This window comes from Mesorhizobium sp. dw_380 (genome assembly GCF_018588885.1).
Taxonomy (GTDB): domain Bacteria; phylum Pseudomonadota; class Alphaproteobacteria; order Rhizobiales; family Rhizobiaceae; genus Mesorhizobium.
Window position 1 is genome coordinate 172,863 of the sequence record NZ_JAFFIW010000002.1, and the last position, 21,315, is coordinate 194,177.

Below are 21,315 nucleotides of genomic sequence, written 5' to 3' on the forward strand. Positions count from 1 at the left end.
CGGGGAGAAAGAGGCCTGCACCAAAGCTTTCGCCAGCTTTGAACGTTACAGAAAAGGCGCCGATGCATGCCACAGCTCCCTTCTCCCCGTCACCATACGGGGAGAAGGGGCCGGCAGGCGGATGAGGGGCAGCGCCATGCTCTCCAAGAAATTCCTTCGCCGCACAGCCATAGCCGCAGCTTCCTGCGCAGGCCTCTTCGCCCTTTCCGCAGCCACCCTCTGGCAGCTCGACCGAGCCTTCCCGCCACCACTTCCGGCGGAACTCACCGTCTCGACCGAAGTCCAGGACCGCGACGGCCAGCTTCTGCGCGCCTTCGCCACGCCCGACGGCTACTGGCGCCTCGAAACCCGGCTCGACCAGGTCGACAAGCAGTTCGTCGACATGCTGGTCACCTATGAGGACAAGCGCTTCTGGGACCATGAGGGCGTCGACGTGCTGGCGCTAGCGCGCGCCGCCGGCCAGTTCGCCACCAGCGGCCATATCGTCTCCGGCGGCTCGACCCTGTCGATGCAGCTTGCGCGCCTGATCGAGCCGCGCGAAAGCCGCAGCCTTGGCTCCAAGATCAAGCAGATGCTGCGCGCCATCCAGATCGAGCGGCGGCTGTCCAAGCGCGAGATCCTCGAGCGCTACCTGACGCTGGCGCCCTATGGCGGCAACCTCGAAGGCGTTCGCGCCGCCTCGCTCGCCTATTTCGGCAAGGAGCCGAAGCGGCTCACCGTCTCGGAAGCCGCCCTGCTCGTCGCTTTGCCCCAATTGCCGGAAAAGCGCCGGCCCGATCGCAACCTCGAAATCGCCCACGCCGCCCGCGACCGGGTGCTGACCCGCATGGTCTCGTCCGGCCTGATCGGCGAACGCGAGGCCGCGCGTGCAGCACTTGACGATGTGTCGGGCCTGCGCCGCACTTTGCCGGCGCTCGCCGCGCATGCCGCCTATGCGATGCTGCCCAAGGCGGTGCCCGGACAGCCGCTCAAACTGACGATCCGCAAAAGCGTCCAGCAGGGGCTGGAACAGGTGGCGCGCGACGCCGCCACCAAGCTCGGGCCGCGTCTCTCCGTCGCCATGGTGCTGGCCGACTCCCGCACCGGCGACATTCTGGGTGAAGTCGGCTCAGCCAATTTCTTCGATGCAAGCCGCTCCGGCTGGATCGACATGACCAAAATCGTGCGCTCGCCCGGCTCGACGCTGAAGCCGTTCATCTATGGCCTTGCCTTCGAGCAGGGGCTGGTGGCGCAGGAAACGCTGATCGAGGACAGCCCGGTCGATTTCGGCGGCTACCGGCCGAAGAATTTCGACATGGGCTACCAGGGCGATGTCAGCATCCGCCAGGCGCTGCAGCTGTCGCTCAACGTGCCGGCAATCCGCGTGCTCGACGCGGTCGGCCCGGCGCGGCTGACGGCGCGCTTCCGCCAGGCGGGCGTCAACCCGATCCTGCCGGTCAACGAAGCCCCTGGCCTGGCCATCGGCCTTGGTGGCGTTGGCATCACATTGCGCGACCTCGTCCAGCTCTACACGGGGCTCGCCAATGGCGGCAAGACGCACACGCTGCATGACGGCACCGAGCCGGCCAACGCCGAGCGCACCACAGCCACCATCCTCAACGATCAGGCGAACTGGCAGATCATCGACATCCTCTCGGGGGTAAAACCGCCGGAAGGGGCCTTGCAGCGCGGCATCGCCTACAAGACCGGCACGTCCTATGGCTACCGCGATGCGTGGTCGGTCGGCTTCGACGGCCGCTATGTGCTGGGCGTCTGGGTAGGCCGCCCCGATGCCGGCGCGGTGCCGGGCCTTTCCGGCTACGTCTCGGCCGCCCCCATCCTGTTCGAGGGATTTGTCCGCTCGGGACTTGCCACCGTACCGCTGCCGGGCAAGCCGCCAGGCGCCTTCACCCCCAAGCGCGGGGATCTGCCGGTGACACTCGCCCGCCTCGGCGCCGGCGCCGACGGCCTGGTGCAGGCGACACCGACAGAGCCCGCGCCGACCATCATCTTCCCGCCGGACGGTGCGCGTGTCGATCTCGCCACCAACTCGGCCGATGCCTCGCCGCTGGTGCTGAAGCTGCAAGGCGGCCGTGCGCCGTTCCGCTGGCTTGCCAACGGCAAGCCGCTCACCGGCATCGACCGCCGCCGCACCGCGACCTGGCAGCCCGACGGCGCCGGTTATTCGACGCTGACCGTGATCGACGCGGCTGGCCGCGCGGCGAGTGTGAAGGTGTTCGTTGAATAGACCGATGCAAGCGATTCATGGAATTGGCTTTCCGGCGCCCGGCCGCTAGCGAGGTAGTTCTCTTTATGTCTGTTCCAAGGCGCCCCCCTCTGCCCTGCCGGGCATCTCCCCCTCAAGGGGGGAGATTGGATGTGGTCACCGCTTTCGCCAAACGCCAACGTTGGAGAATAGGCAGAGCGGCGGAACTGCCGATCTCCCCCCTTGAGGGGGAGATGCCCGGCAGGGCAGAGGGGGGCGTGCCGAACCAAACGTCGAGCAAGATTGCCGCTATCCTCATCGCGTTGTCGGCAGCCACCCTCCCCGCTTTTGCCGATCCCCTCCCCGCCGGCTTCGTTCGCCTCGCCGATATCGATCCCTCGATCCGCCAGGACATCCGCTACGCCGGCTCCAACAATTTCCTGCACCGCAAGGTGAGCGGCTATGAGGCGCCGATCTGCATTCTCACCGAACAGGCCGCGAAGGCGCTTTCGGGCGTCCAGAAGGCGATCGCCGCGAAAGGCCTGACGCTGGTCGTGTTCGACTGCTACCGCCCTACCCGTTCCGTTGCCGACATGGGCAAATGGACGACCGGGGGCGGACCACCCGACCCGCAATGGCATCCGAAGGTCAAGCGCGGCGACCTCATCGCCAGGGGCTATGTCGCCAGCCTGTCGGCGCATTCGCGCGGCTCGACTGTCGATGTCGCCATTCTCCGAACCGATCGTCCGTCCAGCACAAAACCGGCCTGCGGCGCCATCGATGCCGACACGCTCGATTTCGGCGCCGGCTTCGACTGTTTCGACCCGATGAGCGAGACCGCGCACCGCCCGCTCGGCCGCGAAGCGGCGGCAAACCGCAAGCTGCTCCTCGATGCCATGCGCGCCGGCGGCTTCAAGAACCATGCCTGCGAATGGTGGCATTTTACCCTCGTGCACGAGCCGTACCCGACCCGGCGCTTCGATTTCCCGGTGGCAGCCGGGTAACGCGCCGTACCGACCCAAAGCCGTCTTGCCTCGGCACCGCGTATCTCTACATAGGCAGGGGTGGCGATCACCGGGTTAGGCGGGCTGGCGTCTGCGAGGAAAATATTTCTTCGCGGCAGGAAATCTCGTCCGATATTTTCTTCAGGAGGGCAAAAAAGGCAAACATTCAATGCATCTAATTTCTACCAACTCGCTAGATTTGGCGCGGGTTCAACGGAGGCAGAAATGACCAAACCTCATTTCAAGAAACTGCTCGGCGCACTGGTCGCCACATCTGTCCAGTTCGGCACGCTCGGTTTCGCGTTCGCCGACACCACCATCCTCAACGTGTCCTACGATCCGACACGCGAGCTCTACAAGGCCTATGACGAGGCCTTTGCCGCGCACTGGAAGGCCGAGACCGGCGAGACGGTCACCGTCCAGCAGTCGCATGGCGGATCGGGCGCCCAGGCTCGGGCCGTGATCGACGGGCTCGATGCCGATGTGGTGACGCTTGCGCTTGAAGGCGACATCAATGCCATCGTCTCCAAATCGAAGAAGATCAATCCCGACTGGCGCACCAAATTCGAAAACAATTCAGCGCCTTACACCTCGACCATCATCTTCCTGGTCCGCAAGGGCAATCCCAAGGGCATCCACGATTGGAACGACCTGGTCAAGGACGGCGTCCAGGTGATCACACCCAACCCCAAGACATCCGGCGGCGCGCGCTGGAACTATCTGGCCGCCTGGGCCTACGCCAACGCCAACGATGGCGGTGACGAGGCAAAGACCAAGGAATTCGTCGGCAAGCTCTATGCCAACGCTCCCGTGCTCGACACCGGCGCGCGCGGCTCGACCGTGACTTTCGCGCAAAAGGGTCTCGGCGATGTGCTGATTGCGTGGGAAAACGAAGCCTATCTGGCGCTCGACGAATTCGGCGCCGACAATTTCGACATCGTCTATCCGCCGACTTCGATCCTGGCCGAGCCGCCGGTGGCGGTGGTCGACGCCAATGTCGACGCCAAGGGCACGCGCAAGGTCGCCGAGGCCTATCTGAGCTGGCTCTACTCCAAGGAAGCGCAGACGATCATCGCCAAGAACCATTATCGGCCGGCCAAGCCCGACCTAGTGCCGGCCGAAGACCTCGCCAAGCTGCCGCCGATCAAGCTTGTGACCATCGACGATCCGCTTTTCGGCGGATGGAAGAAGGCACAGCCTTATCATTTCGGCGATGGTGGTATATTCGACCAGATCTATAAGCCGGCCCAGTGAGCCAAATCTAGATCGGACGATATGACCACAGCACCCGCGCAGGCGGGGTGGCGGTTCAGACAGCCGAGCGTCATTCCGGGTTTCGGATTGACGCTCGGCTTCTCGCTTGCCTACCTCACCCTCATCATCCTCATTCCGTTGTCCGGGCTGATCTGGCGCTCGGCCGCCCTCGGCTGGACCGAATTCTGGGCGATCGCCACCGACCGCCGCACCGTCAACACACTGGAAATCAGCTTCGGCACCGCCTTCGTCGCGGCGGCCGTCAACGTCGTCTTCGGCACGCTGGTCGCCTGGGTGCTGGTGCGCTACCGCTTTCCGGGCCGCCGCATCGTCGACGCCATGGTCGACCTGCCGTTCGCGCTGCCGACCGCGGTGGCCGGCATCGCGCTCACCACGCTCTATGCGCCGAATGGCTGGATCGGCAAATTGCTGATGCCTCTCGGCATCAAGGTCGCCTACACGCCGCTCGGCATCATCATTGCCCTGGTTTTCATCGGCCTGCCCTTCGTCGTGCGAACCGTGCAGCCGATCATGGAAGAGATCGACAAGGAAGTGGAGGAAGCCGCCGCCACGCTTGGCGCCAGCCGCTTCCAGATCGTCACCCGCGTTCTGTTCCCGGGCCTGGCGCCGGCTATCGTCACCGGCTTCGCGCTGGCCTTCGCCCGCGGCGTCGGTGAATACGGATCGGTCATCTTCATCGCCGGCAATTTGCCCTATAAATCCGAGATCGCGCCGCTGCTGATCGTCATCCGGCTCGAGGAATACAACTATCCGGCGGCAACCGCGATCGCGGCCATCATGCTCGCGCTGTCCTTCGTCATGCTGCTGGTCGTCAATCTGGTGCAGACATGGAGCCGCAAGCGCTATGGCTGATCCCGAAATCAAATCCTACGAGCCGCATCACGAGAGCCAATCGGCGGCGGTGACCGAAAGCCGCCCGGCGCGGGCCGTGCTGATGGTCATCGTCTTCGCCTTCCTCGGCATCTTCCTGCTCTTGCCGCTGATCATCGTCTTCAAGGAAGCCTTCGCCAAGGGCATCGGTGCCTACACCGAAGCGCTCGGCAGTCCGGACACGCGCTCGGCGATCCGGCTGACGTTGCTCGTCGCAGCGATCTCCGTGCCGCTCAACCTCGTCTTCGGCATTTCCGCCGCCTGGGCGATCGCCAAGTTCGAATTCAAGGGCAAGGCCTTCCTGACCACGCTGATCGACCTGCCCTTCTCCGTCTCGCCGGTCATATCGGGCCTTGTCTATGTGCTTCTGTTCGGCGCCCAGGGCCTGCTCGGCGCCTGGCTGAAGGCGCACGGCATCGTCATCCTGTTCGCCGTCCCGGGCATCGTGCTGGCCACCGTCTTCGTCACCTTCCCTTTCGTCGCCCGCGAGCTGATTCCGCTGATGCAGGAACAGGGCAATGGCGACGAGGAAGCGGCACTCTCGCTCGGCGCCAATGGCTGGCAGACCTTCTGGCATGTGACGCTGCCCAACATCAAATGGGGGCTGCTCTACGGCGTGCTCCTGTGCAACGCGCGCGCCATGGGCGAATTCGGCGCGGTGTCGGTGGTGTCGGGCCATATACGCGGCCTGACCAATACCATGCCGCTGCATGTCGAAATCCTCTACAACGAGTACAATGCGGTGGGCGCCTTTGCCGTCGCCTCGTTGCTTGCCGGGCTGGCGCTCGTGACGCTGGTCTTGAAAACATTGCTTGAGATGCGCTACGGCGCCGAACTCGCCGCGACGCGCGGACATTAGAAGGTTCTGTTGATGGAAGTTCGCGTTGCCAACGTGCGCAAGGAGTTCGAGCGGTTTCCGGCGCTCCATGACGTGTCGCTCGACATCAAGTCGGGCGAGCTGATCGCTTTGCTGGGGCCGTCCGGCTCCGGCAAGACGACATTGCTCAGGCTGATCGCCGGGCTCGAGCGGCCGACGCGCGGCAAGATCTTCTTCGGTGACGAGGACGCCTCGCAGAAATCGATCCAGGAGCGCAATGTCGGCTTCGTCTTCCAGCACTATGCGCTGTTCCGGCACATGACGGTGGCCGACAATATCGGCTTCGGTCTGAAGGTCCGGCACGGCCCGTCGCGGCCGCCGGCACAGGAAATCCGCCGCCGCGCTTCCGAGCTTCTCGATCTCGTCCAGCTTTCCGGGCTGGAAAAACGCTATCCGGCCCAGCTCTCCGGCGGCCAGCGCCAGCGTGTCGCGCTGGCGCGCGCCATGGCGATCGAACCCAGGGTGCTCTTGCTCGACGAACCGTTCGGCGCCCTCGATGCGCAGGTGCGCCGCGAATTGCGCCGCTGGCTGCGCGAAATCCATGACGCCACCGGCCACACCACCGTCTTCGTCACCCACGACCAGGAAGAGGCGCTGGAACTTGCCGACCGCGTCGTGGTGATGAGTCAGGGCCGCATCGAACAGGTCGGCACCGCCGACGACATATACGACACGCCGAATTCTCCCTTCGTCTACGGCTTCATCGGTGAATCGAGCTCCCTTCCCGTCAAGGTCGAGAATGGCGAAATCTGGCTCGCCGACCGCCCGATCGGGCTTCAGGCGCCGCACGCACCCGAGGGCGATGCGATGCTCTACTTCCGGCCTCACGACGTCGAACTGCTCGACGGCTGCAGCGGCTGCATCGCCGGCACCGTGGCAGCCAGCCGCCGCGTCGCCGGCACGCGCCGCGTGGAACTCGAGATCGGCGGCGAGCGCCAGCGGGTCGAGATCGAGCTGCCGGTCGACCATCCGGCGGCACAGAAAAGCCGGGTAGCCTTCCGGCCGGGGCGTTGGAAGCTGTTTCCGGCCGCCTGATCCTCGGGTCGGGCTTTATTCCAGCCAGTTCTCGACCTTTAGCCCCTTGATCCGGTTGAACTCACCGGTGTTGGCGGTCACCAGTGTCGTGCCCAGTGCGCAAGCGTGGGCAGCAATGAAAAGGTCATTTTGGCCAATGATCTGGCCTCTGGCCTCCAGCTCGGCGCGAAGTGCGCCGTACTCTGAATCCACCGGCACATCGAGCGGCAAGACAGGGATCTCGGCCAGCAGTTCCTCTAGCTTCTTGAGCAGTTTGGCCGATCCCTTCCTGGCGCAGCCATATCGCAATTCCGAGGCGACGACGATGCTGGTGCACACAGCGGCGTCTCCCTCGCGCACCATTGCACTTGCGGCCTTGCCGGCCGGGTTCCGGATCATGTCACTGATGATGTTCGTATCCAGCATGAACCGCACTAGAAAATGTCCTCCGATTTGACTGGCGTATCATCAATCTCGGGAAAGTCGTCTTCAAGACCGAGCGGCGGCTCTTTCGCCCATTGGACGAGCAGCGCGGTAAGGCCGGGTTTACGGACCGGCTCGATGATCAGGCGGTCGCCTTCGCGGCTGATCAACACCTTGTCCCCCGAAAGCTCGAACTCGACAGGAATACGCACCGCCTGGCTGCGGTTGTTGCGGAACAGCTTCGCCTCCTTCGGCGGCGTTGTTGAATGACGGCGCTGGGGCATGGCATACGATCCTTTGTATATGCCAATTGTATATGCCTTATAACATTACGATGCAAGGGCGGAAAAGGCGGTGCTGAGGCCATCGCGTGGGATCGAATTCGCACACGCCGCGCGGCTACTTTTTTGGCAGGCCTTTCAACGACAACACCAAGGTCATCGGATTTTTTGGGGAAGCCGCAAAGCCGTAGCGCTCATAAAAGGCTTTCGCCTCATCCGATATGGCATGAACAAAGATGCCGCGAATGCCTAGGATCGTCGCGGCGTGACCGGCGCGCAGCACGGCGTCTTGCAACAGCGCCGCACCCAGATCCTTCCCTTGCCAACCTGCGTCCACGGCGAGTCGCCCGAGCACAACCATTGGAATGGGATCCGGCATATTGCGACGAATGGAGCCGGGCGCTGCGACGAGATCAAGCCCGCCCGAAGAGAGACAGTAGTAGCCGACAACACGCGCGCCTTCCGCCACCACGTAAGTACGCGACGCGCCACTGACCTGGTTGGCCCGAGCTCTCAGGCGAAGCCATTGGTCGAGGCTTTCCGTCCCGCTTTGGGAGAGTTCGAGATCGTGGTTTTCGCCCAAAGGCACAGGCGCTGAAAGCATCAGTCCTGCCACGGCTTAGGCGCATTCATAAGGCGTGCAAAACCTTCACCGCTCGGCGGTTCGTCAAGAATGTCGAGATAATGCCGGTAACTCTCGGAATCCACCTTGATCAGTGCTTGGTCGAGCAGCGTATCCTCGGCAGCACGGTAAGCAGCATCGATCATAAAGTCGGAACGGGTTTTCCCGCGTATTTTCGCAGCACGGTCGATAAGCGTGCGCACATCTTCCCGAATGCGCAGGTTGACAGGCTTGGCACGAGTTTCTTGTGTGGTCTTTGTCATGGAAGACTCCTTTCTGCTAGCCTAGCACTCCGCATACACAATGTGTATCTATCTCATTGGGGAGACCAAGAAGGGGATTGGAAAAGTCGGCTTCCCAAGCACCGCCGGCAGCTTTTCTCGAAAGAAAATCCTACGAGTTGGCCTGTTTCGGCAACCATTTTTCTAGCGGCCAGCCCCGAACTTCCCGCTCCGTGCCTCGCCGCGCACCGTGTCCCACGGCTATGGTCGGCCATTAACGCATTGCATCGGAGCTCTTTTCATGAAGCGATTTTTCCTTGGCGTTGCCGCCGTCGCCGGCCTGGTCCTCGCATCCTCCCAAGCCTGGTCGGCCGACAGGCTGCTCAATGCCTCCTATGACGTCGGCCGCGAACTGTTTGTTCAGGTCAACAAGGCCTTTATCGAAAAACATCCGGGCGTGGCTGTCGACCAGTCGCATGCCGGCACGTCTGCGCAGGCGCGCGCCATTGCCGAAGGGCTTGGTGCCGATGTCGTCACCTTCAATCAGGTCACCGACGTGGACTTCCTGGTCAAGAAGGGTCTCGTCACAGCCGACTGGCAGAAGGACTTTCCCGACAACGCTTCGCCCTTCTATTCGCTGCCCTCGTTCCTCGTGCGCGCCGGCAACCCCAAGCACATCAAGGACTGGAACGATCTGGTTCGCGACGACGTGCAGGTGATCTTCCCCAACCCGAAGACTTCGGGCAATGCGCGCTACACCTATCTGGCGGCAACCGCCTATGCCAAGGAAGCCTTCAAAGGCGACGATGCCAAGGTGAAGGAGTTCATCACCAAGCTGTTCAACAATGTGCCGATCTTCGACACCGGCGGGCGTGCCGCGACCACCACCTTCGTGCAGCGCGAAATCGGCGACGTGCTCATCACCTTCGAATCCGAGACGCGCGGCATCCGCAAGGAGTATGGCGACGACAGGTTCGAACAGGTCACGCCCTCGGTCAGTCTGCTGGCGGAATTCCCGGTGGCGATCGTGGACAAGGTCGCCGACGAGCACGGCACGCGGGATCTGGCCAAGACCTATCTCGATTTCCTCTACACGCCCGAAGGCCAGGATATCGCCGCACGCAATGGCCTGCGGGTCCGCGATGCCGCCGTGGCCGCGAAATACAAGCCCGATTTCCCCGAGATCCGGCTACTGACCGTGGAAGACGTACTCGGCGGCTGGGACAAGATCCAGAAAGAGCATTTCGCCGCTGGCGGCCTGCTCGACCAGGCCTATGGCAGCCGCTGACGGTTGCAGGATTTGAATGCGATGGGAGGAGCCGGCGCCTTGCCGGCTTTTTCGTTTGTGCACCGGCAAGTCGGTTTCCGGCGCGATATCGGTGCCTTCGTGCAAAACGTTACAAAGAATCAACGCGTTTGTGCCTAACGTGCGTTCTGGCGGCTTGCAAAACCGCATTGTGCGGCAAGAGCGTCATTATTTGCACACAAACAGCCGCCAGATGCGGGTGGTTGGGGCTTTAACGGGTTGATCAGGGCATGCTGACAAAAAAAGGCAAATACGGCCTCAAGGCCCTCGTGCATCTTTCCAGTCTTCCGGTCGGCCAATTGGCCTTCGTCAACGACATCGCGGTCGCCAACAATATCCCGAAGAAATTCCTCGATGCCATCCTGGGCGAATTGCGCAATGCCGGCTTCGTCCAGAGCCGCAAGGGCAAGGAAGGCGGCTATCGCCTCGCCCGCCCGGCCTCCGAGATCAAGATCGGCCATGTCGTGCGTGTCCTCGACGGGCCGCTGGCACCGATACCCTGCGCCAGCCGCACGCAATATCAGCGCTGCGAGGACTGCGACGAAGCGACCTGCCAGGTCCGGCACATGATGCTGGAGGTGCGTCAGGCAATCGCCGAGGTGTTGGACAACCGCAGCCTCGCCGCCATGCGCGATGCCGACAATGATGATTTCCCGGTCGAGCTGACGTCGCAGATCTGAGCCCCTGCGTGGCGCTCGGCGTCGCAAGGTTGCGCGGTCCATGCCAACGCAGTAAAGCGGTCTTGGACAACAGGCTGGACCGATGAGGCTGTCGTGGTTCGCAAAATCCCGCAACCGCAAGCCGCCTTCCGCGGCCAGCTTCCGCACTGAAATCATCGCGGACGTTCTTGTTCCGGAACGGGCGGAGGATGTGCGCTTTTTCAGCCGCAAGCTGATCCGCCCCGGCAGATTTCGCCGTTTCTCCAACAGGGACCGTCGCGAAAGCCTGCTGGCCGTCTTTTATCTCGTGGTCGCGGCGGTTTTGCCCGTACGCTGGTGGGCGCCGATCTGCCGGCGCGTGTCCAGGGTCCGTCTGAAGCGCCATCTGCGCAAGGAGTTCCCAGCCTACGCCGAAGCCGTACACGCAGTGCTGGGCGAGGATGTCGATGCGCGCAGCCTGTTCGAGGCGTTGCTCGCGGCATGCCATCGCCGCCGCCTGCAGCTCGCCGCTCATCTGGCCGCCAGACGCTGGTCACCGGCGATCCGGCTGGAAGGGCTCGAGGGGCTGCAGGCTGCCTTGCAGCGCGGCCATGGCGCCATCATCTGGTGCGATCAGTTCACGTCGCAGACCATCTTCGGCAAGCGCGCACTGCACGAGGCCGGCATCGCGGCGCATCAGGTGAGCGCCAATACCCATGGTGTTTCCGAATCCGCATTCGGCCTGCGTTTCCTGAACCCGCCGCTTGTCAATGTCGAGAACCGCTATTTGAAGAGCCGCCTCGTTTTCGATCGCGACGACGTCTATCAGGTCACCATCCGCATCCAGAAGACTTTGAAGGAGAATGGCGTGGTGATGATGACCAACAACATCTATGCCGGCTCAACCTTCACCGAGGCCTCTTTGGGCGAAAGCGGCTGGACACATCTTGCCTCGGCCCCGTCGAATTTCGCCGCCAGGGGCAAGACGGCGCTGTTTGCCATGTCGACCTTTGAAACGGTTCCCTTTCGCGACTACCGCGCTGTCATCAGCCCCGAGCTGCTGCCGGCGGCACCGGCCGCGCCGGCAACGGGCATGGCCAGGGACGGAGCCAAGAACATGGTCGTGCAGGCGAGCTACATCCTGCTCAAGCGTGATTGTCTGCTGCAGGCACTCAAGCATTGCCCCGAACAGATGATGTCGTGGTCCCGTCGCCAACGGCTGACCGAGGGCCAGGACAGCATCGGCATCGGTGCCGATGAAGGCTCATGACCGACGCATCAAGCGGATTGCATCCGTGACGAGTTCGGCGACCGGGCGCGTCGCATCGAGCGTCAATGCCCGCTCATCCGTCCCCGGCGGCTCCAGGATGGCGAACTGGCTGTCGACCAGGCTTGCCGGCATGAAATGGCCCTTGCGGCTGGCGACCCGCTCACTCGCCGTCGCCGGGTCGATCTCCAGGTAGAGGAAGACGATGTCAGGGCAAAAACCGCGCAGTCGTTCGCGATAGCCGCGCTTCAGCGACGAGCAGGCGGCGACCACGCCCTGCCGCGCGCCGGCCGATGCCGCCATGCGTTCGCCGATCGCATCGAGCCAGCCTTCACGCAACTGGTCGGTAAGCGGCTCGCCGCTTGCCATGCGCGCCACGTTCTCCGGTGGGTGCAGCCGATCCCCTTCGATGAAGACGGCCCCCAACGACGCTGCCAGCGCGGCGCCGACGGCCGACTTGCCGCAACCCGCCACGCCCATCACCACGATGGCCGGAGGCGCCGAGCCGGGAGCGCCCTTCGGCGCCTGCGCTGCTTCTTCGTCCACGACTAGCGGCTTGCCGGCGCGCGGCCGTAGAGCAGCAGCATGGCGACGATGACGACGCCATAGATGATCTGCCGCCCCGCCTCCGGCATCTGCATGACCGACAGGATGGATTGCAGCAACGTGATCAGGATGACGCCGGCGACGGTGCCGAGATACGAACCGCGGCCGCCCAGGATCGAGGTGCCGCCAAGCACCACGGCCGCGATCGACGGCAAGAGATAGGCGTCACCCATCGACTGTGCCGCCTTGGAGGCATAGCCGGCCAGAAGCACACCGCCAAAGGCGGAGAGCCCGCCGGAGACGGCAAACGCGATCATCACCACACGCCTCGTGTCGATGCCGGAGAGATAGGCGGCGCGCTCGCGGTTGCCGATGCCGTAGACGGTGCGGCCAAAGCCGGTGCGGGTCAGCACGAACACCATGGCAGCGCCGATCAGCGCCCAGATGATGACCGCATTGGGCACGCCCGGAATGGCGAAACCGGTGGCCAGGTAGCGCATGGCGCCCGTGGCCGAATCCTGGGGCGAGAAGCCGCCGGTGTAGACGACCATCAGCCCTTGCGCGACGGCGTTGGTGGCGAGCGTGATGATCATCGAGGGAATGCGCAGATAGGCGACGCCAATGCCATTGACGATGCCGATCAGCACGCCGCAGAAAATGCCGAACGGAATGGCCAACGCCACGCCGGCCGGACCGTAAGCAGCCGCCGCGCAGGCCATCATCGCGCCTGCCGCTACCGCCCAGGGCACCGACAGGTCGATCTGGCCGAGCAGGATGACCAGCATCATGCCGGTGGCGATGACGCCGAGGAATGATGCCACTTTCAGCTGCTGCAGCAGATATTCAGGCGACAGGAAGCTGCGCGAATAAAGGCTGCCTAGCAACAGCAGCACCACGATGCAGGCAAAAGCCGTCAGCACCGCCGGGTCGGCGCGGCGGATGAATTTCGGCATGCGGCCGGCAATGCCGCCCAATGTCGTCTCGCTCACAGGAACCACTCCAGCCGGTTGCGGACCCGAAACAGGGCGAAGGCGCCGAGGCTGACGGCGATCAGCAGGATAACGCCCTGGAACAAAGGCTGCCAGAGCGGATCGAAATCGAACACGAACAGCAGGTCACCGATGGTGCGGAAGGCTAGCGCGCCGAAAATGGCGCCGATGGCGCTGCCCTTGCCGCCGAACAGCGAGACGCCACCCAGCACCACGGCGGCGATCGAAAATAGCGTGTAGGCGTTGCCGCTGGCATAGGCCGCTTCGCCAGTATAGGTGAAGAAGGTGAGGAACAGGCCGCCAATCGCTGCCAGCAGCCCGCCCAGCGCGTAGGCAGCGAACTTGCCGCGCCTTATCGGCACGCCGGACATGTAGGCCGCCGTCTCCGACGATCCGGCCGCGTACGCTGCCCGGCCGAGCACTGAACGGCTGAACGGCACCCAGATCACCAGCACGACGGCCAGCAGCACGACGAGGCTTGCCGGCACCACGCCGAAGACACGGCCCGTCAGCGCATCGGCGAGATCCTCATTGACCGAACCGCCCGGGAAGGGCCGCAACAGAAGGCCAATGCCGTAATAGACGGCGCCGGTGGCAATTGTGGCGACGATCGGCTGCAGCCGCCCGTAGATGACGATGGCGCCGTTGATGGCGCCGCACAAAAGGCCGGCCGCTAGCACCGCGATGAGGCCGAGCGTCGTCTGCATCGGCGTGCCCACCACCAGCCAGGACGCCAGGCAATTGGTGAGCAGGAAGATCATGCCGACAGACAGGTCGATGCCGGCGGTGATCACCACCAGAGTCTGCGCCATGGCGACAAACGCGAGCAGCACGCCCTTGTTCGCCGCCGTCTGCACGACATTGGCGCTGAAGCCGGCCGGATGGTTCGCGCTGTAGATGGCGAACATGACGATGAAGATGCCGAGCGCCAGCAATGTTCCGCGCTGCTCGGCCAGCCAGTAGCGCCAATCTTTCACGCACTTGCTCCCAGGCCCACCGGGCTCTCCTCGCCATGGATGTTGAGCGCGCTCGATATCAGCGCCCGCTCGGTGATCTCGGCGCCGACCAGCTCGCGCTTGATCGCTCCATCATAGAGCACCAGCACCCGGTCGCAGCAGCCGATCAGCTCGTCATAATCGGTCGAATAGAACAGGATGGCGGCACCAGCATCCGCCAGCTTGCGCATCAGCTGATAGAGCTCCTGCTTGGTACCGACATCGATGCCGCGTGTCGGGTCGTTGAGCAGGATGATGCGCGGCTGGCGCATCAGCCATTTGGCGATGACCACCTTCTGCTGGTTGCCGCCCGACAGCGCGCCGACCGGAATGTCGAGGCCGGCCGTCTTGATCGCCAGAAGGCCTACCATATCATCGATCAGCCGCTGCTCGGCGGCGCGATCGATGATGCCGCCCTTGGACAGCCGGTCGAGCGCGGCGAAGGACAGGTTCTCACGCACCGTCATCGGCAGCATCAATCCCTCGGTCTTTCGGTCTTCGGGAATAAGCGCCATGCCGATGCGGTCGTCGCGGGCCGCGGCCGGGCTGGCGATCGTCACCGGCTTGCCGTCGATCAGCACCTCGCCGGCAAGGCCGCGCAGCACGCCGAAGAAGGCGAGCAGCAATTCGCGCTGGCCCTGGCCATCGAGACCGCCGAGGCCGACCACCTCGCCCGCCCTGACGGTCAGTGAGATGTTGTCCAGCCGGTCCGCCCAGGAAAGCTTGCGCGCTTCGAGCCTGGGGGCGGCCGTGGCAGGCACCGCCACTGGCTTGGGCGGAAAGATGTGGCTGTATTCGCGGCCGATCATCAGCTCGACCACCTCATTGTCGCTCTTCGACCCGGCCTTGTAGCTGGCGACATTGCGGCCATTGCGAAACACCGTGCACTGGTCGGCAAGTTCGGCGATCTCGTTCATGCGATGTGAGATGTAGAGCAGTGCTAGACCTTCCAAACGCAGCCGCTTGAGCACCTCGAAAATCCTCGATACGTCAGCCGCCGTCAGCGCCGAGGTCGCCTCATCGAGGATGAGGATGCGTGGCTTACGCGCCAATGCCTTGGCGATCTCGACCATCTGCCGGCGCGACAGCGGCAGGTCCTTGACCAGCGCCAGCGGGTGGATATCGGCGGCCCCCGCGCGGGCCAGCGCATCTTCCGCGATACGACGCTGCGCCTTGCGGTCGATCATGCCGAAGCGTTTGGGCGGGTCGGAAATGACGATGTTGTCGGCGACGCTGAGCTCGGGGATCAGCGACAATTCCTGGAAGATGCAGACGATGCCGGCCTTGTTCGCCGCACCCGGCGAACCGAAGGTCACCTCGCGCCCGTCCAACATCATGCGGCCCTCGTCCGGCGCCACGACACCGGCCATGACCTTGATCAGCGTGGATTTGCCGGCGCCGTTTTCACCGAGGATGGCGTGGATGCTGCCGGCAAAAACCGACAGATCAGCCTTCTCCAGCGCCCGTACGCCGCCATAGCGCTTGGATATGCCTTCCACGCGCAAGAGCGGAATCGCGCCGTCCATCAGCCCTCCCCAAGGTATTTGCGATTGGAACAAGAGGCCGATGCCGCGGGATTTCTTCCCGCGGCATCGGCCGGTCAGGCTATTTGTTTTCCTTGGTTTGGCCCATGATCTCCTGGGCCGTGAAATTGATGCCGCAGGTCGGGAAGGAATTGCCGACGAAGAAATTGTCGGACTGGTCGGGGAAGAAATCCTGGCCTGCCTTGAAGTTGGGATCCTCGACGATTGCCAACGGCAGCTTGACCGACTGCGGCACGACATTGCCTTCGAGGGCTGCTATCGCCGTCTTGATGGCGACCGCCACCTGGGCTGGACCGGTGCCGGCTGACGAGCATTTGAGCCCATCCGCCGCATGCGCCGCGCATAACTTGCGGAAGCCATTCTCCGTCTCGCCACCGAACGGGACGAATGGATGCTTGGCATCCATCATCGCTTGCACGATGCCGGTATCGCCGCCTTGCCCGGTGATGCCGTCGAAGGGGCCATTGGTGGCGATCGCGTCAGCCGTTGCTTTCTGGGCCACGCCGTCGTCCCACTTGCCGACAACCTCGGTGACTGCCCACTTCTTGCCGGAACCGTCGAGCACCTCGTGGATGCCAGCATGACGGTCCGTGTCGACGGAGGTGCCGGCAACACCGCGAACCTCGAGCACCTTGCCGCCGTTCGGCACGTGCGAGACCAGCCACTTGCCCCACAATTCCCCAAGGCCCTTCTGGTCGACATTGACGTTGATGGCATCCTTGGTGTCGAGAATGTTGTCGAAGGCGACCAGCACCACCCCCGCTTCCTTGGCACGCTTGATGACCGGTCCGAAGGCGGTCGGATTTTGCGCATTGACGACGATCGCGTCAAAACCGGAATCGATGAAGTTGTTGATCGCGGAGATCTGCGCCGGAACGTCCTCACCGGTCGAGACGACCTTGAATTCCTTCAGCTTCTTGGCGACGTCCGGCTGTGCGGCATAGGCCTTGGCGGTCTGCACCATCTGGATACGCCAGGTGTTGGCGATATAGCCGTTGGCCAGCGCAATGCGGTATGGGCCGTCCTTCTTGGGGAATTTGAAGAATTGGGTATCGGCGGCCCAGGGCGCAAAGCAATCCGGCTCGGCGGCCGGTCCCTTGACGATTTCAGGGCCCGCGGCCATCGCCGTCGAGCTCAACATGACGAATGCAGCGGCGGCAACGATGCCACCAACGAGTGACTTGATCATCGATATTCCTCCCAGTTGCAGTTCTGATTTGTTTGTTGGCTGCAGTACAGTTGACGCGTTTGCCCAAGCACCTCCCGCCTTGGCCGCCGCGATTTCAGGCGGCTAACGCCGACCTGATCCCCTCCCTTGTCGCTCCCTGAAGCGGCTACGAAAACTATCATATTATCCATAATAAACAAGAAACATTCTGTCGCTTATGTATAATAAACAGAATTGCTCTCGTCGTGAGTTTTCGCGAGCGCGGGATGGTAGCGCTACCAACAAAGCCTGTAAAGTCTCATTTCAGCGGACTCTAAGATACTCAGCGGGCCGTGCTTTCGCGGCGCTTGAGTTCGAAGCCGAGATCGACGACCCGCTCCTGCGGCCTGTCTCCGGCGATCGCCGCCAGCGCCATGGCGACCGCGCGCCTGCCGATTTCGTATCGGTAAGTGCGGATGCTGGTGATCGAGGGAAAGGCCACCTGCATCATGTCGAGATCGTTGAAGCCGACGATGCCGATCGTCTTCGGCACATCGATCGCGGCGCGGTGGCATTCGAACAGCACCCCGAGCGCGATATCGTCATTATTGCAGAACACGCCGTCGAGCGTCGGAACCTTGGCAAGGGCATCGCGGAACAGTTCACGGCCAAGCGACACGCTGGACGGCACCGGCGTGGTGGTGATCAGGCGCGGATCGAACAGGCCGGCTTTTTCCATAGCGATACGGTAGCCGGCCAGCCGCCGCTGCGAGCGCGGATCCATGCGGGCGCCGATGAAGCCGATGCGGCGATATCCCATCTCGATCAGGTGCTCGGTCGCCGTCCTGCCGCCATCGAGATGCGAAAAGCCGACCATCATGTCGACGGGATCGGGCCCGGTCTCCATCACCTGCACCACCGGGCAGCCGGCATTCTCCAGCAGTTTTCGCGAGGCTGGCGTCTGATCGATGCCGGCCACGATCAGCGCGGCGGGCCGTTGCGAGCCGAACACCTGCAGCAGCCGCTCTTCCTCCAGACCGGAATAGTGCGTGTTGCCGAGCTGGATGCGGAACGGGCTGTCGGACAGGCTGTCATAGATGCCGCGCACCACCTCGGCAAAGACGTTGTTGGTGAGCGACGGGACCAGCACGCCGAACACCTCTGCGCGCGCCGAGGCCAGCGCGCGGGCATTCGGGTCCGGCACATAGCCAAGCTCATCGACCGCGGCCTGGATCTGGCGGCGCAAATCCTGGCTGACGCGCTCGGGTTCTCGCAGCGCGCGCGACACGGTGATGGCGCCGACGCCGGCCTTGCGCGCGACGTCGGATATGGTCGGGCGGCCACCGCCCCGGCGCGATCGCGGCTTGATCAAGGCCACCGCCCGTGCGCAGGGCCGCCGAAGCGCGCCCGCAATACGATTATCTGAGCTGTCGCCATCTCACCGGCCCATTGCCGCACCCCTCGGCCCCTGGCGTCGCGCAGTGCCTGTCCGTTGTCAAGCCGAGGGCCCAGGGGCTGTGCCACACCCCTTTAGCTCAGGCGGCTACGACGGCCCTGTGCTTTGCCTTCCACATGAACAGGCCGATGGCCAGTATGTTCAGCAAATTCCAGGCTATGCCGTTGAGGAAGGCGGCGGCATAGGAACCGGTCAAGTCGTAGATCCAGCCCGACATCCAGCCGCCGATCGCCATGCCGAAGATCGTCGCCATCATGACGATGCCGATGCGCTGACCGGCCTCCTTGGCAGGCAGATATTCGCGCACGATGATCGCGTAGCAGGGCACGATGCCGCCTTGCGATAAGCCGAACACCAGCGACACCACATAGAGCGAGGCGAGCCCGTCGAACGGAATGTAAAATAGCAGCGACAGGCATTGCAGCACCGAACCGATCAGCAAGGTTTTCGCGCCGCCGATGCGATCGGCGACAAAGCCGGACGCAAGCCGGCTGACCACGCCCGCCGCCATCATGATCGACAGCATGTCGGCGCCGTGCGCCATGCCGTAGCCAAGATCCATGCAATAGGCGACGATGTGCACCTGGGGCATCGACATCGCCACACAGCAGCCGAGCCCGGCTATGACCAGCAGCACCTGCATCGCCGCCGGCGACATCGAAATCGACTGCACCTGCCGGCTTCCGGGTGAGCCGGCTGCAGCAGCCTGCGGGGCGCCGCGCCGCAGCATCAGAACCAGCGGCACCATGGTGACCAGGCAGAAGATGCCGATGGCCGCGTAGGTGAAGCGCCAGCCTTCCGCCTTCATCAGCGTCGGCATGATGGTCGGCCAGATCGCTCCGGCAAGGTAATTGCCGGCCGCCGCCGCTGTCACCGCGACGCCGCGCCGGCGGTTGAACCAGTGTGAGATGTCGGCGATCAGCGGTCCAAAGATCACCGAAGTGCCGATACCGATCAGCACCCCCTGGGCAAGGATGAATTGCAGGATCGAGGTCGACAGCGCCGCGAGCAGCAGGCCGGCGGAGAGCGCGATCGAAGAGAGCAGCGCCGGGATCCAGTAACCCATGCGATCTATGGCACGGCCAACCAGCACATTGCCGGCGGCGAAGCCCACCATGGTCGCGGTGTAGGGCATCGATGCTGCGGCGCGGTCGACGCCGAACTCGGCCTGCACGGCTGGCAGCACCACGACGACGGCCCACATGCCGACCGCACCGATCGTCGCCAGCAGCATCGAGATGGCCAGCCGCATCCAGGCGTAGGGGCTGTCGATGCCGGGGCTTGGCCGGCTCAAGTCGGTTCGGGTCAAAGGCGTTTCCTGTCGGCGTCTCAAAAAACCGGCTGCCGTTCGCTCCCACTATCGATGCATTTTCAGCCCGCAGCAGCGCCACGGTGGGCAAATCCGTGGCTCCAGGGCAGGCAGCAAGGCGGGAACCGACGCCAATGTCTGGAGTTTTCCGGTCAGCAAACCTGCAAAGGAGGCCCAGCCATGACCGCCGCCAAGCAAAAATGGTCGGCCGAGGTGACCGAACACAGCGACGCGCTGGATCTCGAGAATCACATCTTCGAATCCGACGACGCCAAAAAGATCGCCGCCTCGCTCAAACGGTCAGCCGAACACAGCCATCGCCGCAAGGCCGAACCCTTCCAGTCCGCAATGTCGATGCTGAATTTCTACATCAACCGGGCCGGCAAGAACCTTCCCGCCGCGCGCAAAAAAGTGCTTGAGCGCGCCAAGGACGAGTTGCGGGTGGCCTTCGGCCGCGAGAAACAGGACTAGTCAGCTGTGTTAAGATTCAGGTCAGGCGGAGCCGTTTGTAGGCCGGCCGAATATTGACGCAGCTTAGCGCGACTTGATCACGTGGTCGGTGTTGGCCAGCAACTTCCGCACCGCGGCGCGCGCCGCATCCGGCCGCTGCAGGCGGATGTTCTTCTCGATCGCCTCATGCAGCTTCTGCGCATGGTTGAGATCGTCGACCGCCCGCGTCGTATAGGTGAAGAGATGGTCGAAAGCGGATTCGATCAGCACGCCGAGCGGCACCAGCAGGTCGTTGCCGGAAGCACGCAGGATTGCGAGGTGGAAACGCGTGTCGGCGCGCGTGCGCTCCTGCAGGCTGGTCGCCTCCCCCATCTCGCGGCAGGCCTGGCTGATCTCGGCCATCTGCTCGTCGGTCCGCCGCATGGCGGCAAAGGCGGTCGCCTCCGGCTCGATGATGTGGCGGAATTCCTGCACGGTCTTCAGAAACACCTCGCGGTCCGGCGACGTCGCGTACCAGGCGAGCACATCGCGGTCGAGCAGGTTCCACCGCTCCCGGGGCTCGACCCAGCTGCCGATCTTGGGACGTGATGCCAAAAGGCTCTTGGCCATCAGCATCTTGATCGCCTCGCGCACCGCCGAGCGGCTGACGCTGAAAGTTTCCGACCATTTGGCCTCATTGGGCAGGATGGTGCCGGGCGGATAATCGCCACGCACGATCCTGAGGCCGATTTCGCTCGCCAGCGACGTGTGAACGCTAGCGCCGGGAATGCGTGCCGCGTCGGGCCGGCGAACACCATCCGGTCGCTTGGCGGCTGCCACCTTTTTCGGCGATTCTTCCTTGTCCGGCTTCGCGTCCCGCATAGGCTTCAGAAAGGCCGGTTTGCCGAAGCTGTCAA

Annotated in this window: 22 protein-coding genes; 10 read left to right on the forward strand and 12 right to left on the reverse strand. The window is 63.6% G+C overall.

The genetic code is table 11. From position 1 onward, the window contains the following. Nucleotides 1-136: 136 nt before the first annotated feature. The 6 genes from pbpC (at nucleotide 137) to JT360_RS02470 (ending at nucleotide 7,246) form a co-directional block, all read left to right on the forward strand. Complete coding sequence (pbpC, locus tag JT360_RS02445) at nucleotides 137-2,227, forward strand: penicillin-binding protein 1C (protein WP_250888573.1); 2,091 nt, start codon at nucleotides 137-139, stop codon at nucleotides 2,225-2,227. A gap of 236 nt (nucleotides 2,228-2,463) precedes the next feature. Continuing rightward, nucleotides 2,464-3,189, forward strand: a complete 726-nt coding sequence (locus JT360_RS02450; RefSeq protein ID WP_352126983.1) for a M15 family metallopeptidase — start codon at nucleotides 2,464-2,466, stop codon at nucleotides 3,187-3,189. Nucleotides 3,190-3,414: 225 nt separating this feature from the next. Further along, nucleotides 3,415-4,443 (forward strand): sulfate ABC transporter substrate-binding protein, encoded by a 1,029-nt coding sequence (locus JT360_RS02455; RefSeq protein WP_214469895.1) that lies wholly within the window; start codon nucleotides 3,415-3,417, stop codon nucleotides 4,441-4,443. Between the two features lie 21 nt (nucleotides 4,444-4,464). Further along, on the forward strand, nucleotides 4,465-5,316 hold the full coding sequence (gene cysT, locus JT360_RS02460) for a sulfate ABC transporter permease subunit CysT (RefSeq protein WP_214469896.1): 852 nt from the start codon (nucleotides 4,465-4,467) through the stop codon (nucleotides 5,314-5,316). Then, on the forward strand, nucleotides 5,309-6,193 hold the full coding sequence (gene cysW / locus JT360_RS02465) for a sulfate ABC transporter permease subunit CysW (RefSeq protein WP_214469897.1): 885 nt from the start codon (nucleotides 5,309-5,311) through the stop codon (nucleotides 6,191-6,193). The genes cysT and cysW overlap by 8 nt, the downstream gene beginning before the upstream one ends. Nucleotides 6,194-6,205: 12 nt before the next feature. Next, nucleotides 6,206-7,246, forward strand: a complete 1,041-nt coding sequence (locus JT360_RS02470; protein ID WP_214469898.1) for a sulfate/molybdate ABC transporter ATP-binding protein — start codon at nucleotides 6,206-6,208, stop codon at nucleotides 7,244-7,246. Between the two features lie 15 nt (nucleotides 7,247-7,261). Here the strand turns inward: JT360_RS02470 and JT360_RS02475 are convergent, their stop codons facing one another. From JT360_RS02475 to JT360_RS02490, 4 genes are all read right to left on the reverse strand, one after another. Further along, on the reverse strand, nucleotides 7,262-7,651 hold the full coding sequence (locus tag JT360_RS02475; protein WP_214469899.1) for a type II toxin-antitoxin system VapC family toxin: 390 nt from the start codon (nucleotides 7,649-7,651) through the stop codon (nucleotides 7,262-7,264). An 8-nt stretch (nucleotides 7,652-7,659) separates the two neighbouring features. Next, nucleotides 7,660-7,932, reverse strand: a complete 273-nt coding sequence (locus tag JT360_RS02480; RefSeq protein WP_214469900.1) for an antitoxin — start codon at nucleotides 7,930-7,932, stop codon at nucleotides 7,660-7,662. 115 nt (nucleotides 7,933-8,047) lie between these two features. Further along, nucleotides 8,048-8,533, reverse strand: a complete 486-nt coding sequence (locus JT360_RS02485) for a GNAT family N-acetyltransferase (protein ID WP_214469901.1) — start codon at nucleotides 8,531-8,533, stop codon at nucleotides 8,048-8,050. After that, entirely contained in the window at nucleotides 8,533-8,814 is a 282-nt protein-coding gene (locus JT360_RS02490; RefSeq protein ID WP_214469902.1) for a type II toxin-antitoxin system TacA family antitoxin, read from the reverse strand. The genes JT360_RS02485 and JT360_RS02490 overlap by 1 nt, the downstream gene beginning before the upstream one ends. 259 nt (nucleotides 8,815-9,073) lie before the next feature. Between JT360_RS02490 and JT360_RS02495 the strand changes: the two genes are divergently transcribed. The 3 genes from JT360_RS02495 to JT360_RS02505 all read left to right on the forward strand — a co-directional run bounded on the left by JT360_RS02495 (nucleotide 9,074) and on the right by JT360_RS02505 (nucleotide 11,986). Next, nucleotides 9,074-10,060 (forward strand): sulfate ABC transporter substrate-binding protein, encoded by a 987-nt coding sequence (locus JT360_RS02495; RefSeq protein ID WP_214469903.1) that lies wholly within the window; start codon nucleotides 9,074-9,076, stop codon nucleotides 10,058-10,060. A gap of 248 nt (nucleotides 10,061-10,308) precedes the next feature. Beyond that, nucleotides 10,309-10,758: an RrF2 family transcriptional regulator gene (locus tag JT360_RS02500; RefSeq protein WP_023768256.1), complete on the forward strand. Its 450-nt coding sequence runs from the start codon at nucleotides 10,309-10,311 to the stop codon at nucleotides 10,756-10,758. 82 nt (nucleotides 10,759-10,840) lie between these two features. Then, a complete protein-coding gene (locus tag JT360_RS02505; protein ID WP_214469904.1) occupies nucleotides 10,841-11,986 on the forward strand; it encodes a hypothetical protein in 1,146 nt (381 codons plus the stop codon). On the opposite strand, the gene JT360_RS02510 is transcribed toward JT360_RS02505, so the two are convergent. The 7 genes from JT360_RS02510 to JT360_RS02540 all read right to left on the reverse strand — a co-directional run bounded on the left by JT360_RS02510 (nucleotide 11,981) and on the right by JT360_RS02540 (nucleotide 19,969). After that, nucleotides 11,981-12,529, reverse strand: a complete 549-nt coding sequence (locus JT360_RS02510; protein WP_214469905.1) for a gluconokinase — start codon at nucleotides 12,527-12,529, stop codon at nucleotides 11,981-11,983. The two genes, JT360_RS02505 and JT360_RS02510, sit on opposite strands and share 6 nt — an antisense overlap. Before the next feature lie 2 nt (nucleotides 12,530-12,531). Then, nucleotides 12,532-13,518 (reverse strand): ABC transporter permease, encoded by a 987-nt coding sequence (locus tag JT360_RS02515; RefSeq protein ID WP_214469906.1) that lies wholly within the window; start codon nucleotides 13,516-13,518, stop codon nucleotides 12,532-12,534. Further along, nucleotides 13,515-14,495 (reverse strand): ABC transporter permease, encoded by a 981-nt coding sequence (locus JT360_RS02520; RefSeq protein ID WP_214469907.1) that lies wholly within the window; start codon nucleotides 14,493-14,495, stop codon nucleotides 13,515-13,517. Before JT360_RS02520 ends, JT360_RS02515 begins: the two co-directional genes overlap by 4 nt. Then, nucleotides 14,492-16,039 (reverse strand): sugar ABC transporter ATP-binding protein, encoded by a 1,548-nt coding sequence (locus JT360_RS02525; protein WP_214469908.1) that lies wholly within the window; start codon nucleotides 16,037-16,039, stop codon nucleotides 14,492-14,494. The genes JT360_RS02520 and JT360_RS02525 overlap by 4 nt, the downstream gene beginning before the upstream one ends. A gap of 79 nt (nucleotides 16,040-16,118) precedes the next feature. Beyond that, nucleotides 16,119-17,246 carry a sugar ABC transporter substrate-binding protein gene (locus JT360_RS02530; RefSeq protein WP_214469909.1) on the reverse strand — a complete coding sequence of 376 codons (1,128 nt, stop codon included), beginning with the start codon at nucleotides 17,244-17,246 and terminating at the stop codon, nucleotides 16,119-16,121. A gap of 301 nt (nucleotides 17,247-17,547) precedes the next feature. Continuing rightward, nucleotides 17,548-18,576: an HTH-type transcriptional regulator GntR gene (gene gntR / locus JT360_RS02535; RefSeq protein ID WP_214469910.1), complete on the reverse strand. Its 1,029-nt coding sequence runs from the start codon at nucleotides 18,574-18,576 to the stop codon at nucleotides 17,548-17,550. 163 nt (nucleotides 18,577-18,739) lie between these two features. Beyond that, nucleotides 18,740-19,969 carry an MFS transporter gene (locus JT360_RS02540; RefSeq protein WP_214469911.1) on the reverse strand — a complete coding sequence of 410 codons (1,230 nt, stop codon included), beginning with the start codon at nucleotides 19,967-19,969 and terminating at the stop codon, nucleotides 18,740-18,742. A 180-nt stretch (nucleotides 19,970-20,149) separates the two neighbouring features. On the opposite strand from JT360_RS02540, the gene JT360_RS02545 reads away from it, so the two are divergent. Next, nucleotides 20,150-20,440 (forward strand): DUF3175 domain-containing protein, encoded by a 291-nt coding sequence (locus JT360_RS02545; protein WP_214469913.1) that lies wholly within the window; start codon nucleotides 20,150-20,152, stop codon nucleotides 20,438-20,440. A gap of 63 nt (nucleotides 20,441-20,503) precedes the next feature. On the opposite strand, the gene JT360_RS02550 is transcribed toward JT360_RS02545, so the two are convergent. Next, a complete protein-coding gene (locus JT360_RS02550; protein ID WP_214469915.1) occupies nucleotides 20,504-21,280 on the reverse strand; it encodes a FadR/GntR family transcriptional regulator in 777 nt (258 codons plus the stop codon). Nucleotides 21,281-21,315 lie beyond the last annotated feature (35 nt).

Coding starts and splice junctions, on each gene's coding strand:
- pbpC (WP_250888573.1), top strand. CDS start 137: ATGCTCTCCAAGAAATTCCTTCGCCGCACAGCCATAGCCGCAGCTTCC.
- JT360_RS02455 (WP_214469895.1), top strand. CDS start 3,415: ATGACCAAACCTCATTTCAAGAAACTGCTCGGCGCACTGGTCGCCACA.
- cysT (WP_214469896.1), top strand. CDS start 4,465: ATGACCACAGCACCCGCGCAGGCGGGGTGGCGGTTCAGACAGCCGAGC.
- cysW (WP_214469897.1), top strand. CDS start 5,309: ATGGCTGATCCCGAAATCAAATCCTACGAGCCGCATCACGAGAGCCAA.
- JT360_RS02470 (WP_214469898.1), top strand. CDS start 6,206: ATGGAAGTTCGCGTTGCCAACGTGCGCAAGGAGTTCGAGCGGTTTCCG.
- JT360_RS02475 (WP_214469899.1), bottom strand. CDS start 7,651: ATGCTGGATACGAACATCATCAGTGACATGATCCGGAACCCGGCCGGC.
- JT360_RS02480 (WP_214469900.1), bottom strand. CDS start 7,932: ATGCCCCAGCGCCGTCATTCAACAACGCCGCCGAAGGAGGCGAAGCTG.
- JT360_RS02485 (WP_214469901.1), bottom strand. CDS start 8,533: ATGCTTTCAGCGCCTGTGCCTTTGGGCGAAAACCACGATCTCGAACTC.
- JT360_RS02490 (WP_214469902.1), bottom strand. CDS start 8,814: ATGACAAAGACCACACAAGAAACTCGTGCCAAGCCTGTCAACCTGCGC.
- JT360_RS02495 (WP_214469903.1), top strand. CDS start 9,074: ATGAAGCGATTTTTCCTTGGCGTTGCCGCCGTCGCCGGCCTGGTCCTC.
- JT360_RS02500 (WP_023768256.1), top strand. CDS start 10,309: ATGCTGACAAAAAAAGGCAAATACGGCCTCAAGGCCCTCGTGCATCTT.
- JT360_RS02505 (WP_214469904.1), top strand. CDS start 10,841: ATGAGGCTGTCGTGGTTCGCAAAATCCCGCAACCGCAAGCCGCCTTCC.
- JT360_RS02525 (WP_214469908.1), bottom strand. CDS start 16,039: ATGGACGGCGCGATTCCGCTCTTGCGCGTGGAAGGCATATCCAAGCGC.
- JT360_RS02530 (WP_214469909.1), bottom strand. CDS start 17,246: ATGATCAAGTCACTCGTTGGTGGCATCGTTGCCGCCGCTGCATTCGTC.
- JT360_RS02545 (WP_214469913.1), top strand. CDS start 20,150: ATGACCGCCGCCAAGCAAAAATGGTCGGCCGAGGTGACCGAACACAGC.
- JT360_RS02550 (WP_214469915.1), bottom strand. CDS start 21,280: ATGCGGGACGCGAAGCCGGACAAGGAAGAATCGCCGAAAAAGGTGGCA.